The organism is Blastococcus jejuensis (assembly GCF_039534705.1).
GTDB classification, from domain to species: Bacteria; Actinomycetota; Actinomycetes; order Mycobacteriales; family Geodermatophilaceae; genus Blastococcus_B; species Blastococcus_B jejuensis.
In genome coordinates this window covers 67,798-84,235 of record NZ_BAAAVV010000003.1, presented here as the reverse complement: position 1 = coordinate 84,235, position 16,438 = coordinate 67,798, and the positions used below count along the sequence as shown (strand labels likewise).

The window sequence follows — 16,438 nt, the reverse complement described above, 5'->3', positions numbered from 1 at the left end:
GTGACGATCCGCCCCATCCGCGAGGTCGGCGATCCGGTGCTGCGCACCCCCGCCGACCCGGTCGCCTCCTTCGACCGCGAGCTCGCCGCCCTGATCCGCGACCTGGTCGAGACCGTGGACAACCCCGGGCGGGCCGGGCTGGCGGCACCGCAGATCGGCGTCGGGTTGCGCGCGTTCTCCTACAACATCGACGGGGTCATCGGGCACATGGTGAACCCGACGATCGTGGAGCTGTCGGAGGAGACGCAGGACGGCGACGAGGGCTGCCTCTCGGTGCCGGGGATCTGGGCGCCGACGGTGCGGGCGTTGCACGCCGCCGTCGAGGGCTTCGACGTCCACGGCAAGCCGCTGCGGCTGGAGGGCACCGGGCTCATGGCCCGCGCGCTGCAGCACGAGGTCGACCACCTCGACGGCAAGCTCTTCCTCGACCGGCTGACCGGTGAGGCCCGCAAGACCGCCCTCCGGGCGCTGCGGGCCCGCTGACGCCCCCGCGTACCCTCTGGGGTGATGTCCACTATCACGCCGCGGCGCGCCCTGCTCCTCGAGAACATCCACCCGACGGCGGCCGAGTCGCTCACCGCGGCCGGTTTCGAGGTTGAGCGGGTCGACCGCGCCCTCGAGGGTGACGAGCTGCTCAAGCGGCTCGACGGCGTCCAGGTGCTCGGCATCCGGTCCGGCACCCAGGTGCGTGCCGACGTCTTCGAGCACGCGGACGCGCTCCGGGCGGTCGGTGCCTTCTGCATCGGCACCAACCAGATCGACCTGCGGACGGCGACCGCGCACGGGATCGCCGTGTTCAACGCGCCGTTCTCCAACACCCGCAGCGTGGTGGAGCTGGCGATCGCCGAGATCATCTCGCTGACCCGGCGCATGACCGTGCACAACGAGAACATGCACGCCGGCCACTGGGTGAAGTCGGCCAAGGGCAGCCACGAGCTGCGCGGCCGCAGCCTCGGGATCATCGGCTACGGCAACATCGGCAGCCAGCTCTCGGTGCTCGCCGAGGCCATGGGCATGCGGGTGTTCTTCTTCGACACCGCCGACAAGCTCGCGCTGGGCAACGCGCAGCGCAGCAGCACCCTTGACGAGCTGCTGGGCGCCTCCGACGTCGTGACGCTGCACGTCGACGGCCGGCCGGGCAACTCCGGGCTGTTCGGCGAGGAGCTGTTCTCCCGGATGCGCCCCGGGTCGATCTTCCTGAACCTCTCGCGCGGTTTCGTCGTCGACCAGGCCGCGCTGCGCCGGCACATCGACAGCGGGCACATCTCCGGCGCGGCGATCGACGTGTTCCCCTCGGAGCCGGCCGGCGCCGGCGACCCGTTCGTGTCCGACCTGCGCGGGCTGAAGAACGTGATCCTCACCCCGCACATCGCCGGTTCCACCGAGGAGGCGCAACAGGACATCGGCACGTTCGTCGCCGGCAAGCTCATCGCCTACATGCAGGCGGGCACGACCGCGCTGAGCGTGAACCTGCCCTCGGTCCAGATGCCCCGCCAGCCCGGGTCGTCGCGGCTGCTGGTGCTGCACCGCAACCAGCCCGGTGTGCTCGCGCGGATCGACGGCCTGCTCGCCGAGCACGGCCTCAACATCGAGCAGCAGGTGCTGTCGACGACCGGCGCGGTCGGGTTCGCGGTGACCGACGTCCCCGGCGCCGTCCCGACCGAGGTGGTCGAGGAGCTGCGGCAGATGCCCGAGGTCATCCGGGCGCACGCCCTCCTGCCGTAAGGGCGACCGCCCGTCCAGCCCCGGGCCGCCGTTCCCGGTCGGCCGGGTCCTGCCGCCGTTCCCTGTCGGCCGGGTCCTGCCGCCGTTCCCTGTCGGCCGGGTCCTGCCGCCGTTCCCTGTCGGCCGGGTCCTGCCGCGTACCCTCGCTACGTGCCCGACGCCGCCGACCTGCCGCTGATCGGGGCCGCCGCGCTGCGCGCGCGAGCCGCGGCCCGGGTTCTGCGAACCCTTCCGACCGACACGAAGAACGCCGCCCTCGCGGCGATGGCCGACGCGCTGGTCGAGCGGACCGACGAGGTGCTCGCCGCCAACGCCGCCGACGTCGAGGCGGCCGCCGCCGACGGCACGCCCGAGGCGATCCTCGACCGGCTCCGCCTGGACGCCGACCGGGTGGCCGACGTCGCGGCCGCGCTGCGCGAACTCGTCGCGCTGCCCGACCCCGTGGGCGACGTCGTCCGCGGCTCGACGCTGCCCAACGGTCTGCAGCTGCGCGAGGTGCGGGTGCCGCTCGGCGTGGTCGGCATCGTCTACGAGGCCCGGCCCAACGTGACCGTCGACGCCGCCGGCCTGTGCCTCAAGAGCGGCAACGCCGCCCTGCTGCGCGGCTCGGCGTCGGCGTTCCGCACCAACACCGCGCTGGTCGCCGTCCTCACCGAGACCGCCGCGAAGGCCGGGCTGCCCGAGGGGTCGGTCGAGCTGCTCCCGGCCGACCGTGCCTCGGTCGGGGAGCTGCTCTCCGCGCGCGGGTTCGTCGACGTCGTCATCCCGCGGGGCGGGGCGTCGCTGATCGAGCGCGTCGTGCGCGAGTCCACGGTGCCGGTGATCGAGACCGGGGTCGGCAACTGCCACGTCTACGTCGACGCGTCGGCCGACCCGGCGATGGCCGAGGCGATCGTGCTCAACGCCAAGACCCACCGGGTGAGCGTGTGCAACGCGGCCGAGACGCTGCTCGTGCACCGCGACGTGCCGTTCCTGCCCCGCCTGCTGTCGGCGCTGGCTGAGGCCGGCGTGACGCTGCACGGTGACGAGACCGCGCGCGCCGCGCACTCCGCCGTCGTCCCCGCAACCGACCAGGACTGGGCGACCGAGTACCTGTCGATGGACATGGCCGTGCGCGTGGTCGACGACCTCCCGCAGGCGCTGGAGCACATCGCCCGCTGGGGGACCGGCCACAGCGAGGCGATCGTCGCGGACTCCGCGCGGGCCATCGCCGAGTTCACCGCCGGCGTGGACGCGGCCGCGGTGCTGGTCAACGCCTCCACCCGGTTCACCGACGGCGGCGAGTTCGGCTTCGGCGCCGAGATCGGCATCTCGACGCAGAAGCTGCACGCCCGCGGTCCGCTGGGCCTGCCCGAGCTGACGTCCACCACCTACGTCGTGACCGGCAGCGGCCACGTCCGCTGATCCGTCCCGCCTCCGAGGAGTTCTCTTGGCACGACCGCCCACGCAGTTCCCGCAGTTCTCCTCCGTCGGGGACGTCGAGAAGCGGCTGTCGGAGGCCGGCTACCTGCCCGACGCGCAGATCGCGACGACGGTGTTCCTCGCCGACCGGCTCGGCAAGCCGCTGCTGGTCGAGGGCCCGGCGGGCACCGGGAAGACCGAGCTGGCCAAGGCCCTGGCGACCGCGACCGGCGCGGAGCTGATCCGGCTGCAGTGCTACGAGGGCCTCGACGAGGCGCGGGCGCTGTACGAGTGGAACTACAAGAAGCAGCTGCTGCGCATCCAGGCGTCGCAGGGCACCGACGGCGCGGACTGGGACACCGTCCACGACGACATCTTCGGCGAGGAGTTCCTGCTCTCCCGGCCGCTGTTGACCGCGATCCGGCGCACCGAGCCGACCGTGCTGCTCATCGACGAGACCGACAAGGCCGACGTCGAGGTGGAGGGGCTGTTGCTGGAGGTGCTCTCGGACTTCCAGGTCACGATCCCGGAGCTGGGCACGATCACCGCCACGCGCCGGCCGATGGTGGTGCTGACCTCCAACGCCACCCGGGAGCTCTCCGAGGCGCTCAAGCGGCGCTGCCTGTACCTGGCGCTGGACTACCCGTCGGCGGAGCGGGAGCGGGAGATCGTGCTGTCCCGGGTGCCCGACCTCGCCCCGGGTCTGGCCGAGCAGCTGGTGCGGATCATCCGGGCGCTGCGGGCGCTGGAGCTGAAGAAGTCGCCGTCGATCTCCGAGACGCTGGACTGGGCGCAGACCCTGCTCGAGCTGGGCCTGGACACCCTCGACGAGGCGGCTGTGCGCTCCACCCTGGGCGTGGTGCTCAAGCACGCCAGTGACCAGGACCGGGCCGCCGCCGAGCTGCGGCTGAACTGATGAGCGCGCCGGTCGTTCCGTCTCCCGAGCCCGGCGGCCTCGCCGGGCACCTGGACGGGTTCGTCCGCGCCGTGCGCGACGCCGGCATCCCGGTCGGCATCAGCCAGGCGGTCGACGCGGCGGAGATCCTCACCGTCGTCGACCTGCTCGACCGCGAGCAGCTGCGGCACGGGCTGGCCGCGGTGCTGCTGCAGCGGGCGGCCCAGCGACCGACCTACGACGTGCTGTTCGACCTGTGGTGGCCGCTGTCGGACCGGCCGGTGGCCCCGGCGGGCGAGGGCGGGGAGGACGGAGAGGGCGGCGAGCCGGGGGAGTCGACCCTGGACCTGCCGGGGTCCGACGCCGACCTGGCCGAGCTGATGCGCGACCAGCTGCTCCAGCTGCTCATGGACGGCGACGAGGAGGCGCTCCGCCGGTTCGCCCGCCTGGCCGTCGAGCGGCTGGGCCGGGGACAGCCGTCGCCGTCGGGGCAGTCGTTCTTCAGCTACCGCGTGCTGCGGGCGCTCTCGCCGGACACCCTGGTGTCGCAGCTGCTGGCGGGGCTGCTGGCCGAGGGCGACCGCGGCGGGCTGGCCGAGCAGGTGGCCCGGCAGACCGTGCGGGAGCGGCTGGCGGCGCTGCGGGCGGCCATCGAGGCCGAGGTGCGACGGCGGACGGCGGCGGAGAAGGGCCGGGACAAGGTCGCGAAGAATGCGGTGCGCCCGCTGGCGGATCAGGTCGACTTCCTGCGGGCCCAGTCCTCCGACCTCGCCGAGTTGCGCCGGGCGGTCGCCCCGCTGGCCCGGCGGCTGGCCGTTCGCCTGTCGGCCCGGCGACGGCTGGGCCGCGAGGGGCGGCTGGACTTCCGCAAGACCGTGCGGGCGTCGCTGGGCACCGGCGGGGTGCCGGTGGTGACCCATCACCGGCCGCGCAAGGTGCACAAGCCCGAGCTCGTGGTGCTCTGCGACGTGAGCGGCTCGGTGGCGGGATTCAGCCACTTCACGCTGATGCTGACCCAGGCGCTGCGCGAGCACTTCACCGGCGTGCGCGCCTTCGCGTTCGTCGACTCCACCGACGAGGTGACCCGCTTCTTCCGGCCGGGCGCCGACGTGGCCGATGCGGTGACCCGGATCGGACGCGAGGCCGACGTCGTCTCCTTCGACGGGCACAGCGACTACGGCAACGCCTTCGAGGTGTTCGCCGACCGCTGGCCGGCCGCGATCGGGCCGAAGACGTCGCTGCTCGTGCTCGGCGACGGGCGCACCAACTACCGGCCGCCGGGCCTGCCCGTGGTGGCCGACATGGTGCGCCGGTCGCGTTCGGCGCACTGGCTCAACCCCGAGCCGCGTCGGCTGTGGGGGAGCGGGGACTCCGCGGCCGACCGGTACGGCGAGGTCATCGACATGGTCGAGTGCCGCAACGCAGCCCAGCTGGCGGAGTTCGTGACGACGCTCTGACCTGCGGTGAGGTGCCCGTCCGCCGCCGGGTCACCCGGGCGCCAGGTCGACGTGTCCGTTCGTCGAGACGTCGCCGTGTCGACGTGGCGCCTCGTCGACCCCGTGCCGACACGGGGCCCGGGTAGCACCCCGGCTCGCGATGAGGCGAACGACACGCCGTGTTTCGAGGCCGGTGCGTAACCCAACCGACGGACGTGCGTTGGTCAGCACGATGCCGAGCACCATCCGGCATCGTCCCCGGTCCGTCCGCGACGGGCAGGTGCGACGCGACCGGCTGCACGGGGGAGCCGGTCGCAGGGGCGCGGCGGCCCGCCCTCGGGCGGGTCGCTGCTCTCCACCGGCCGGAGCCGGCCCTGCGGGGCCGGCTCCGGTCCTCGCGGAGGGCTGCCGTGCAGCCCGGATACGCTCCTCCGGTGACAGGCGGCCGGGTTGGAGTGATGGGTGGGACGTTCGATCCCATCCACCACGGGCACCTCGTGGCCGCCAGCGAGGTCGCGGGCCTGTTCGGCCTCGACGAGGTGGTGTTCGTCCCGACCGGCCAGCCGTGGCAGAAGTCCGAGCGCGAGGTCAGCCCCGCCGAGGACCGCTACCTGATGACCGTGATCGCGACGGCCTCCAACCCGCGCTTCTCCGTCAGCCGGGTCGACATCGACCGTGGCGGGCCGACGTACACCATCGACACCCTCGCCGACCTGCACCGGCAGCGGCCCGACGCCGAGCTGTTCTTCATCACCGGCGCCGACGCGCTGTCGCAGATCGTGAGCTGGCGGGACAACGAGCAGCTGTTCGAGCTCGCCCACTTCATCGGCGTGACCCGTCCCGGCTTCCACCTGGCCGACGCCCACCTGCCCGAGGGCAAGGTCAGCCTGGTCGAGGTGCCCGCGCTGGCGATCAGCTCCACCGACTGCCGCGACCGGGTCGCCCGCGGCATGCCGGTCTGGTACCTGGTCCCCGACGGCGTGGTGCAGTACATCGAGAAGCGCGGGCTCTACCGCAGCCCCCGCCGGCGGACCGGTGGGGACGGCGCCCGCGCCGCCGCCCCTCCCGCCGACGCCGAGCGGCCCGCCCGCGACGGCTCGCCCGCGCCGTCCCGCGACGGCACCGGACACGACCCCCACCCCCCGACGAACCTCCAGGAGGTACCCCGATGACCGCCTCGGCCGAGGCGCGGGAAACCGCGCTGCTCGCCGCGCAGGCGGCTGCGGACAAGCTCGCCACCGACGTCTCCATCGTCGATGTCAGCGACCGGCTCGCGATCACGGACGCCTTCGTGCTCGCCTCCGCGCCGAACGAGCGCCAGGTGCAGGCGATCGTCGACGAGGTGGAGGAACGCCTGCGTCAGCACGGCATCAAGCCGGTGCGCCGCGAGGGTGTGGCCGAGTCGCGCTGGGTGCTGCTCGACTTCGTCGACGTCGTCGTGCACGTGCAGCACGCCGAGGAGCGGGCGTACTACGCCCTCGAGCGGCTGTGGAAGGACTGCCCCACGATCCCCTTCGAGGACCGCCCGAGGCACGTGACGCCCGACGGCGACACGGCCCCGCCCTCCGATGCGTCCGCCGAGCCGTCGTCCGCCGCGTCGTCCGCCGAGGAGACGACTGGCCGGTGACCGGCACTGCACCGACCGTGCCCCCGTTGCCGGTGCGCCGGCTGTTGCTGTGGCGGCACGGCCGCACCGAGTGGAACGCGACGGGCCGGTTCCAGGGCCAGCTCGACCCGCCGCTCGACGACCGGGGCCGGGCCCAGGCGCACCGGGCCGCGCCCCACCTGGTCGCCGCCGGGCTGACCGCGGAGAACACGGTCGTCGTGTCCAGCGACCTCAGCCGGACGGCGGAGACCGCCGAGGTGCTCACGGGCCTGCTCGGTGTGCCGTTGCGGCAGGACGCGCGCCTGCGCGAGCACGGCATGGGCTGCTGGGAGGGGCTGACCCGGGCCGAGGTCGCCGACCGCTTCCCCGACCAGTACGCCGACTGGATGGCCGGCCGGCCGGTGCGCGGGCGTGGTGGTGAGGACCCGGCGGACGTGGGGGAGCGTGCCCTCGCGGCCCTGCTGGACCTGCCGGCCGCGGAGGTCGCGGTCGTGGTCACCCACGGGGGGACGGCCGGGCGCCTCATCGAGCGGCTGCTGGGGATGGCGCCCGAGCAGCGACGCGTCTTCGGCCCGCTGACCAACTGCGCGTGGAGCGACCTCGCGGTGCAGGGCACCCGGTGGCGCCTGATGCGGCACAACAACTCCGTGCTGGACGGTGCCGATCGGGTCGCCGCTGGTCCGGTCACCGGCCCGCGCGGCCTCGCCGCACCGGATGCGGGCGCCGGCCCCGAGGAGGGCGGTCCGGGGCAGGTCGGCGACGCCGACGCGGTGCTCTGACCTCCTCCTGGCTCGTGCCGTCCGCCCATGGCCGCGACTGTCGTTCCGCAGCGGGCTAGCCTCGCCGGGTGCCCGTCGCCGTCGTCACCGATTCGACGGCCTACCTGCCGGCCGACGTCGTCGAGAAGTACGCCATCGAGGTCGTGCCGCTGTATGTCGTGCTCGCCGGGCGGTCGGGGCGGGAGGGGACCGACATCGGCCCCGAGGACGTGGCCCGCGCGCTGTCGACGCGCGGGCAGAGCGTCTCCACCTCGCGACCCACGACCGGTGACTTCGTGGCCGCCTACCGCCGGTGTCTGGATGCGGGCGCCGACCGCATCGTCTCCATCCACCTCTCGGCGCAGCTGTCGAGCACCGGCGACGCGGCCCGGCTCGCCGCGTCGCAGGTGGGGGAGCACCTGGTCGGCGTCGTCGACTCGCGCTCGACGGCCATGGGCATGGGTTTCGCCGTCATGGCGGCCGCACGGGCAGCCTCCGAGGGAGCCGATGCCATGACGGTGGCCGAGGTCGCCCAGGACACCGCCGCCGCGACCCGCACCTATTTCATGGTCGACACCCTCGAGCACCTGCGCCGCGGCGGACGGATCGGCTCCGCCGCCGCCCTGCTCGGCACGGCGCTGGCGGTCAAGCCGGTGCTGCACGTCCGGGAGGGCCGGGTCGTGCCGTTGGAGAAGGTGCGGACGACAGCCCGCGCCGTGAACCGCCTCGTCCAGCACGCCGTGCAGGCCGCCGACGACGCCCCGGTGTCGATCGCCGTGCACCACCTCGCCGCTCCCGATCGGGCCGAGCGGCTCGCCACCGAGCTGCGCTCGGCGCTGCCCGGGCTGGTCGAGCTGTACGTGAGCGAGCTCGGGGCGGCGATCGGTGCGCACGTCGGGCCGGGCGCGGTCGGCGTCGTCATCGCGCCCTCTCCCGCGCAGCAGACGGAACCCGATCCGGGCCCGTAGGCGGCGGACGACCGATCGCGGACCTCGTGGTGGCATGCCGGCATGGTGCCCGCGGGCCCCCGGTGCGGGCCGTCCGCCGTCCACAGGTGGCAGCCCCGTCCACAGATCCCGCCGCAGCGACCCCCTGAGGGGTCCGGCTTCCTAGCGTCGGCCCGTGCCGTTCCCCGCCCGCCGCAGCGACGATGCCGATGTCATCCGCGCTCGCCTGCGCCTCCTGCTCGCCGAGGCCGGCGGGTCCGGAGGGTGGGTCCCGGACGACGACCTCGGCCCGCCGCCAGAGCCCGACCTGGGGCTCGAACCCGCAGCCTCCGCCGAGCCGCCGGGCGGGATCGGGCGGCACCGGTCGCCGGGCCCGACGGTCCGGTGGAACCCCGGGTGGGCGGGCGCACGCTCGCTGTGGCTGGCAGGGCTCGCCGCCGCGCTGCTCGTGGTCGTCTGGACCTGGCTGGACCGCCCGGAGGTGGAGCCGGCACCGGTCGCACCGACCGGTTCGGCCGCCGCGCCGTCGCCCGCCCAGGGGTCGCCGCCAGTCGGGGAGGTGGCCCAGACGTCCTCGACCGTCGTCGTGTCGGTGGTCGGTCCGGTCGCGCGTCCCGGCCTCGTGTCGCTCCCCGCCGGGGCGCGCGTGGCCGACGCCGTGGAGGCGGCGGGCGGGTTCCTGCCCGAGGCCGACCCGGCCTCGGTGAACCTGGCTGCGGTGGTCACCGACGGCGAGCAGATCGCCGTCGGCCTGCCCGGGGCGCCGGCCGCGTCGGGAGGGGGTGGTGGTCCGCCGTCACCGGCCGGTGGGCGCGTCCACCTGAACACCGCGACCGCGGCCGAGCTGGACTCGCTACCGGGTATCGGGCCGGTGCTGGCCGAACGGATCGTGGCGTACCGGGACGCTGAGGGGCCGTTCCGGAGCGTCGACCAGCTCGACGACGTGCCCGGCATCGGGCCGACCATCGCGGCCGAGCTGGCCGACCTGGTGGTCGTGTGAGCGTGGAGGCGGTCCGCGCGACGACGCCGGCCCGCGGCCGCTGGACCTGGGTCGATCTCCGGCTGGTGCCCGTGGCCGGCGCGGTCTGGGCGGCGACCCTCGCCGCTCCGTGGGCGTCGCCGGCGATGCTGCTCGCGGCGGCCGGTCTCGCGACGGTCGTGACCCTGACGGTCGTCGCGGTGGCCGGGCGATCCGGACGGCGATCGGCGGCGCTCCTGGTCGGGCTCCTCGCCGGTCTGGCGGTCGCGACGACGACCGCCGGCGTGCGCGGCCTGGAGCGGGAGGCATCCCCGTTGCGGCCGGTCGCCGAGGCGGGCCGGACGGTGTCGGTGCTGCTCGAGGTCGACGGCGACCCCCACCGGCTGCCCGGTGCCACGGTTCCGGGGATCGTCGTCGACGCGACGGTGACCGAGCTCGTCGACCGTGGGACGGCCTCCCGGGGGCTCAGCGACGGGGTCGTGGTGTTCGCGGCCGCCGAGGGCTGGGGGGACCTGATCCCGGGGGAGACCGTGCGCGCTCGGGTCCGGGCCACGGCGCCTCGCCCTGGGGACCTCCGGGTGGCGGTCCTCTCCGCACGCGGCCCGCCGAGTCCCGTCGGCGTCCCCGGTCAGGTGCAGGAGGCTGCCGCTCACCTCCGGGACGGCCTGGCGGCATCGGCGGAGCGGGTGCTCGATGCACGTCCCGCCGGCCTGCTGCCCGGTCTCACGGTCGGCGACGTCCGCGCCATGGACCCGGTCCTGACCGACGAGTTCCGGCGGGCCGGGTTGGCGCACCTCACGGCGGTGTCGGGAGCCAACGTCGCGATCGTGCTCGCGTGGGTGCTGTGGCCCCTGCGCCGGCGGGCCGTGGACCGCCGGGTGCAGGCCGCGGTCGCGTTCGTGGCCCTGCTGGGGTTCGTGCTGCTCGCGCGCCCGAGTCCGAGCGTCCTGCGGGCGGCCGCCATGGGTGCCGTCGCGCTGCTGGCGCTGGCGTCGGGCCGGTCCAGGGCAGCGGTGCCCGCCCTCGCCGGCGCGGTGTGCGTGCTGCTGCTGGCCGAGCCCGGCCTGGCCGCGGACGCGGGCTTCGCCCTGTCCGTCGCCGCGACGGCGGCCATCGTCCTGCTCGCGCCCGGCTGGTCGCGGGCGCTCCGGCAGCGGGGCTGCTGGCCGGTCCTGGCCGACGCCGTCGCCGTCAGCGCCGCGGCAGGTCTCGTCACGGCCCCGCTGGTCGCCGGGCTCAACGGGACCGTCAGTCTCGTCTCCCTGCCGGCGAACCTGCTCGCCGTGCCCGCCGTTCCGCCGGCGACCGTGCTGGGCCTCGCCGCGGCGCTGGTGGCCCCCGCCCTGCCGTGGCTGGCCGACGGCCTCGTCTGGGTGGCCGGCTGGCCGGTGCGCTGGCTGGTGGCCGCGGCCGAGGGAGCGGCAGCCGTGCCCGACGGTGCCGCGTCGTGGCCGGCCGGCGCCGGTGGCGCGATCCTGCTGGCGCTGCTCCTGCTCGGTGGTGGGTGGTGCCTGTGGCGGTTCCCCCGGGCGCGGCCGCTGGCGGTGGCCGCGCTGCTCGGACTGCTCGTGCTCGGCTGGCCGCTGCGGCAGGCGGTCCGGGGCTGGCCCCCGACGGACACGGTGCTGGTCGCCTGCGACGTCGGGCAGGGCGACGCCCTCGTGCTGCCCACCGGGCCGGGCGAGGGTGTGCTGGTCGATGCCGGACCCGACGTGGGTGCCGTCGACCGCTGCCTGGACCGGCTGGGCATCGAGACGCTGCCTTTGGTCCTGGTCTCGCACCTGGACGCCGACCACGCCGGCGGCCTGCCGGGGGCGCTCGACGGACGGCACGTGGGTGTCGTCGCCACCGGGACGCTCTCACCCGCGGACGACCGGGTGGCGGACTTCCAGGCGCTCGTGCGGCCGACCGGAGCGGGTCTGGTCACGCTGGTGCCGGGTGACCGCCGCACGGTCGGGCAGGTGTCCCTGGAAGTGCTCGCGCCGGACCCCCGCCAGGCCACCGCCGGCGCAGCGGCCAACGACCTGTCCCTGGTCGTCCGTGCCGAGGCCCGCGGGATCTCGCTGCTGCTCACCGGCGACCTGGGGGCCGAGGCCGAGGCCCGGCTCCGACGGAACGGCACCGACCTGCGGGCGGATGTGTTCAAGGTGCCGCACCACGGCAGCGGCGACGCCGATCCGGGCTTCCTCGCCGCGAGCGGTGCCCGGGTCGCGCTGGTCTCGGTGGGTGCCGACAACACCTACGGCCACCCGGCGGCCCGGACGCTGCGCTGGCTCGGGCAGGCAGGGATGCAGGTCCACCGCACCGACCGGGAGGGCGATCTGGCCGTGGTCGGCTCCGGGGACTCCTGGGGCGTGGCCGCCCGGGGTGCAGCCGGAGGCGCGGCGGCCGGACCTCCTGCCCTGCCGGTCCCGGATCCGGGGCAGTCGTCCCTCCCGGCACCGCCTCCGCATGTCCCCAGCCCACCGGCCCGCGAGCGGCGGAGACGTCGCACCCGCGTGACACCATGCGGGGGTGCCAGCAGCCCAACCGGTCGAGCCCACCTCGCGCCTGCGGGTCGTGATGGGCGAGGAGGAGTTGCTGCGGTCCCGCGCCGTCGCCGCGGTCCGCTCCGCCGTCCTCGGCCGCCACCCCGAGGCGGAGATCCACGAGCTGGCCGCGGCCGGCCTGCCGGTCGGTCAGCTCGCCGAGGTGCTCGCTCCCTCGCTGTTCGGCGGCCACCGGCTCGTCGTCGTCACCGGCGTCCAGGAGTGCGCCGGCGCTCTCGCCGACGCGCTGGTCGGGTACGCCAAGGCGCCCGACCCCGACCTCACGCTGGTGATCGTCCATTTCGGCGGCAAGCGCAACGAGGCGCTGGTGAAGGCCTTCCGCACCGCCGGTGCCGCGCTCGACGAGTGCCCGAAGGTCACCTCGGTGGGCGACCGCATCGCGTTCGTCCGCAACGAGGTCCGCACCGCCGGCGGCCGCATCACGCCCGACGCGGTGACCGCTCTCGTCGAGGCGATCGGAGCCGACCTGCGCCAGCTCTCGGCGGCCGCGAGCCAGCTGGTGTCCGACTTCGGCGGCACCATCGACGCCGACGCGGTGGCGCGGTTCCACCACGGGCAGGCCGAGGTCAGCGGTTTCACGGTCGCCGAGCGCGTCCTCGTCGGCGACCGGGCCGGGTCGATCGAGATGCTGCGGTGGGCGCTGGACCGGGGGGTGGCGCACGTCCTGATCGCCGACGCCATCGCCGACGGCGTCCGCACGGCCGCCCGGGTGTCCTCGCTGAGCACCACCAACCCCGGCGAGCTGGCCCGGGTGCTCAAGCTGCCGCCGTGGAAGGTGAAGAAGGCCCAGGCGCAGGCCCGGGGCTGGAGCATCGACGGGCTGCAGCAGGCGATCGGGGTGGCCGCCGAGCTCAACGCCGACGTGAAGGGCGCCGCCGCGAGCGCCGACTACGCCCTGGAGCGCGCCATCCGCCGGATCGTCACCATCCGGTCCGAGACGGGCCGGGGTGGCCGGGCGCGCGCCAACGGTCGCTGACCGGCGTCGCGCTCACGGCCCCGCAGCACGCCCCCACGCACGACGAAGCCCCCGTCCCGGCAGGGAAGGGGGCTTCGTCGCGACCACGCCGCCGAGGGCGTGGCACGCCGGCTCAGAGGCCGGCGACCTGCTTGGCCAGACCCGACTTGCGGTTGGCGGCCTGGTTCTTGTGGATGACGCCCTTGCTGGCGGCCTTGTCGAGCGCCTTGCTGGCGGTCTTGAGAGCGGCCGCGGCCGCCTCGGCGTCCCCAGCGGTCGCAGCGGTGCGGACGCGCCGGACGGCCGTCTTCAGGGCGGACTTGACCGCGACGTTGCGCTGACGCGCCCGCTCGTTGGTCTTGATCCGCTTGATCTGGGACTTGATGTTCGCCACGCGTGAGCCTCGGTGTCTCGACAGGAGGGAGTACTTCTGACAGTCGTGCTTCAAGATCTGCGTCCGGGCGGCACGCGCCACAGGACCGGCCTGCAAAGATACCAGCGTCGGATCCCGGACCCCAACCCGCGGTGCCTCTCGCGTCCTGCGGTCCCGGCCACACCCGTGCAACCTCGGTCACCCGGCTCCGTCGGCGGGCATGGGACGATGGGTGCACTGTGACGACACCTGCTGCCACCGATCCGGCCATCATCCGGAACTTCTGCATCATCGCCCACATCGACCATGGCAAGTCGACGCTGGCCGATCGCATGCTCGAGGTCACCGGGATCGTCGAGGGACGCCAGATGCGCGCCCAGTACCTCGACCGGATGGACATCGAGCGCGAGCGCGGCATCACCATCAAGGCGCAGAACGTCCGGCTGCCGTGGACGGCGCGCAGCGGCGAGCACGCCGGCGGCGACTTCGTCCTCGACATGATCGACACCCCGGGCCACGTCGACTTCACCTACGAGGTGTCGCGGTCGCTGGCCGCGTGCGAGGGCGCGGTCCTGCTGGTCGACGCCGCCCAGGGCATCGAGGCCCAGACGTTGGCCAACCTGTACCTGGCGCTGGAGAACGACCTCACGATCATCCCGGTGCTCAACAAGATCGACCTGCCGGCCGCGCAGCCCGAGAAGTACGCCGCGGAGATCGCCCACATCATCGGCTGCGACCCCGACGACGTGCTGCGCGTCAGCGGCAAGACCGGCGAGGGCGTTCCGGAGCTGCTCGACCGCATCGTCGAGGAGATCCCGCCGCCCACCGGCAACGCCGACGGCCCGGCCCGGGCGATGATCTTCGACTCGGTCTACGACATCTACCGCGGCGTCATCACCTACGTCCGCGTCGTCGACGGCCGGATCTCCTCGCGCGACCGCATCAAGATGATGTCGACCGGCGCCACGCACGAGCTGCTCGAGATCGGCGTCATCTCGCCCGAACCCAAGCCGGTGGAGAGCCTCGGCGTCGGCGAGGTGGGGTACTTCATCACCGGCGTGAAGGACGTCCGCCAGTCCCGCGTCGGCGACACGGTCACGCTCCAGCACAAGCCGGCCACCGAGTCGATCGGCGGCTACCGCGACCCCAAGCCGATGGTCTACTCCGGCCTCTACCCGATCGACGGCAGCGACTACCCGCTGCTGCGCGAGGCCCTCGACAAGCTGCTGCTCAACGACGCCGCCCTGGTCTACGAGCCCGAGACCTCGGCCGCGCTCGGCTTCGGCTTCCGCGTCGGCTTCCTGGGCCTGCTGCACCTGGAGATCGTCCGCGAGCGGCTGGAGCGCGAGGCGGGCATCAGCCTGATCTCCACCGCGCCCAACGTCGTCTACCGCGTGATCATGGAGGACGGCTCCGAGATCACCGTGACCAACCCCAGCGACTGGCCCGAGGGCAAGATCGGCACGATCTACGAGCCGGTCGTCAACGCCACGATCATCGCCCCGAGCGACTACACCGGCGTGATCATGGAACTCTGCCAGGGCCGCCGCGGGCAGCTCGGCGGCATGGACTACCTGTCGGAGTCCCGGGTCGAGCTGCGCTACACGCTGCCGCTCGGCGAGATCATCTTCGACTTCTTCGACGCCCTGAAGTCACGCACCCGCGGCTACGCGAGCCTCGACTACGCCGAGGCCGGCGAGCAGGAGTCGGCGCTGGTCAAGGTCGACATCCTGCTGCAGGGCGAGGCGGTCGACGCGTTCAGCGCGATCGTGCACAAGGACAAGGCCTACAGCTACGGCGTGCTGATGGCCGGCAAGCTGCGCGAGCTCATCCCGCGGCAGCAGTTCGAGGTGCCCATCCAGGCCGCCGTCGGGTCACGGGTGATCGCCCGCGAGACGGTCCGCGCCATCCGCAAGGACGTGCTGGCCAAGTGCTACGGCGGTGACATCACCCGCAAGCGGAAGCTGCTGGAGAGGCAGAAGGAGGGCAAGAAGCGGATGAAGATGGTCGGCCGCGTCGAGGTCCCCCAGGAGGCCTTCGTCGCCGCGCTCTCGACCAACGAGTCCACCGCCTCCAAGAAGTGACGGGGCCGGTCGCTGACGGCCGCGTCGACGCGGTCTGCGTCTCGGGCACGGACCCGCCGGCGGTCCCCGGCCGCCAGCCCGTCCGGACCGGCATCGACAAGCGGCCCGTGACGGGTCGGGTCGCCGTCGGCGAGGCCGGCCTCGACGGCGACGTCCAGGTCAACCGCAAGTACCACGGCGGCGACGGCCAGGCGCTGTACGCCTACGCGCAGGCCGACGCCGACTTCTGGATCGCCGAGCTCGGCCGGGAGCTGCCGCCCGGCCGGTTCGGCGAGAACCTGCGGGTCAGCGGGCTGGACCTCACCGGCGCGCTGATCGGCGAGCGCTGGCGGGTCGGGACGACGCTGCTCGAGGTGAGCGCCCCGCGCGTCCCGTGCGCCAACTTCGCCCGGTTCTGGGACGAGCCGCAGCTGGTGAAGCGGTTCACCGCGCACGGGGCGACCGGCGCCTACCTGCGGGTGCTGGAGACCGGCGAGATCGGAGCCGGCGACGCCGTCGACGTCGTGCACCGCCCCGCGCACGAGGTGACCACCGGCGTGGCCTTCCGCATCTACACCACCCAGAAGCACCGGCTGGCCGAGCTCGCCCCCGTCCTCGACCACCTGCCGGAGCGCGACCGCACGAGGCTCCGCGCGAAGGTCGAGGCGGGGCTCGCCGCACGGACCGGCGTCCTCGCCTGACCGCGGCGGCGCGCTACTGTCCGCCGCGGTGTGCCGGGAGGAGTCCCGGC

The 16,438-nt window shown here is 74.2% G+C and carries 14 protein-coding genes and 1 pseudogene; 14 read left to right on the top strand and 1 reads right to left on the bottom strand.

Translation table 11 applies throughout. From position 1 onward, the window contains the following. From def to holA, 12 genes and pseudogenes are all read left to right on the top strand, one after another. Positions 1-483, top strand: a complete 483-nt coding sequence (gene def, locus ABD644_RS07525) for a peptide deformylase (protein WP_344688125.1) — start codon at positions 1-3, stop codon at positions 481-483. Between the two features lie 24 nt (positions 484-507). After that, positions 508-1,725 (top strand): phosphoglycerate dehydrogenase, encoded by a 1,218-nt coding sequence (serA, locus tag ABD644_RS07520; protein WP_344688124.1) that lies wholly within the window; start codon positions 508-510, stop codon positions 1,723-1,725. Positions 1,726-1,875: 150 nt separating this feature from the next. Then, the gene (locus tag ABD644_RS07515) at positions 1,876-3,129 is read left to right on the top strand and encodes a glutamate-5-semialdehyde dehydrogenase (RefSeq protein ID WP_344688123.1); all 1,254 of its coding nucleotides are present in this window, start codon (positions 1,876-1,878) and stop codon (positions 3,127-3,129) included. A 25-nt stretch (positions 3,130-3,154) separates the two neighbouring features. After that, positions 3,155-4,042 (top strand): AAA family ATPase, encoded by an 888-nt coding sequence (locus ABD644_RS07510; protein WP_344688122.1) that lies wholly within the window; start codon positions 3,155-3,157, stop codon positions 4,040-4,042. After that, positions 4,042-5,478, top strand: a complete 1,437-nt coding sequence (locus tag ABD644_RS07505; protein WP_344688121.1) for a vWA domain-containing protein — start codon at positions 4,042-4,044, stop codon at positions 5,476-5,478. Before ABD644_RS07510 ends, ABD644_RS07505 begins: the two co-directional genes overlap by 1 nt. A gap of 413 nt (positions 5,479-5,891) precedes the next feature. Continuing rightward, positions 5,892-6,629 (top strand): nicotinate-nucleotide adenylyltransferase, encoded by a 738-nt coding sequence (gene nadD, locus ABD644_RS07500; protein ID WP_344688120.1) that lies wholly within the window; start codon positions 5,892-5,894, stop codon positions 6,627-6,629. Then, on the top strand, positions 6,626-7,084 hold the full coding sequence (gene rsfS / locus ABD644_RS07495) for a ribosome silencing factor (RefSeq protein WP_344688119.1): 459 nt from the start codon (positions 6,626-6,628) through the stop codon (positions 7,082-7,084). The genes nadD and rsfS overlap by 4 nt, the downstream gene beginning before the upstream one ends. Then, positions 7,081-7,842 (top strand): histidine phosphatase family protein, encoded by a 762-nt coding sequence (locus ABD644_RS07490; RefSeq protein ID WP_344688118.1) that lies wholly within the window; start codon positions 7,081-7,083, stop codon positions 7,840-7,842. The genes rsfS and ABD644_RS07490 overlap by 4 nt, the downstream gene beginning before the upstream one ends. A gap of 68 nt (positions 7,843-7,910) precedes the next feature. Next, positions 7,911-8,789: a DegV family protein gene (locus ABD644_RS07485; RefSeq protein ID WP_344688117.1), complete on the top strand. Its 879-nt coding sequence runs from the start codon at positions 7,911-7,913 to the stop codon at positions 8,787-8,789. A 154-nt stretch (positions 8,790-8,943) separates the two neighbouring features. Further along, a complete protein-coding gene (locus ABD644_RS07480; protein WP_344688116.1) occupies positions 8,944-9,768 on the top strand; it encodes a ComEA family DNA-binding protein in 825 nt (274 codons plus the stop codon). 125 nt (positions 9,769-9,893) lie between these two features. Beyond that, a pseudogene (locus ABD644_RS07475) lies at positions 9,894-11,789 on the top strand (ComEC/Rec2 family competence protein); the annotation flags it as partial. 472 nt (positions 11,790-12,261) lie between these two features. Beyond that, entirely contained in the window at positions 12,262-13,272 is a 1,011-nt protein-coding gene (gene holA, locus ABD644_RS07470) for a DNA polymerase III subunit delta (protein ID WP_344688114.1), read from the top strand. Positions 13,273-13,384: 112 nt separating this feature from the next. Here the strand turns inward: holA and rpsT are convergent, their stop codons facing one another. Beyond that, complete coding sequence (gene rpsT / locus ABD644_RS07465; RefSeq protein ID WP_344688113.1) at positions 13,385-13,645, bottom strand: 30S ribosomal protein S20; 261 nt, start codon at positions 13,643-13,645, stop codon at positions 13,385-13,387. A 218-nt stretch (positions 13,646-13,863) separates the two neighbouring features. Between rpsT and lepA the strand changes: the two genes are divergently transcribed. After that, entirely contained in the window at positions 13,864-15,708 is a 1,845-nt protein-coding gene (gene lepA / locus ABD644_RS07460; RefSeq protein ID WP_344688112.1) for a translation elongation factor 4, read from the top strand. Between the two features lie 107 nt (positions 15,709-15,815). Continuing rightward, a complete protein-coding gene (locus ABD644_RS07455) occupies positions 15,816-16,388 on the top strand; it encodes an MOSC domain-containing protein (RefSeq protein WP_344688111.1) in 573 nt (190 codons plus the stop codon). The last annotated feature ends 50 nt before the right edge of the window (positions 16,389-16,438 follow it).

Bases quoted from the DNA above. Each gene is read 5' to 3' on its own strand.
- serA (WP_344688124.1), top strand. From the start codon at position 508: ATGTCCACTATCACGCCGCGGCGCGCCCTGCTCCTCGAGAACATCCAC.
- ABD644_RS07505 (WP_344688121.1), top strand. From the start codon at position 4,042: ATGAGCGCGCCGGTCGTTCCGTCTCCCGAGCCCGGCGGCCTCGCCGGG.
- rsfS (WP_344688119.1), top strand. From the start codon at position 6,626: ATGACCGCCTCGGCCGAGGCGCGGGAAACCGCGCTGCTCGCCGCGCAG.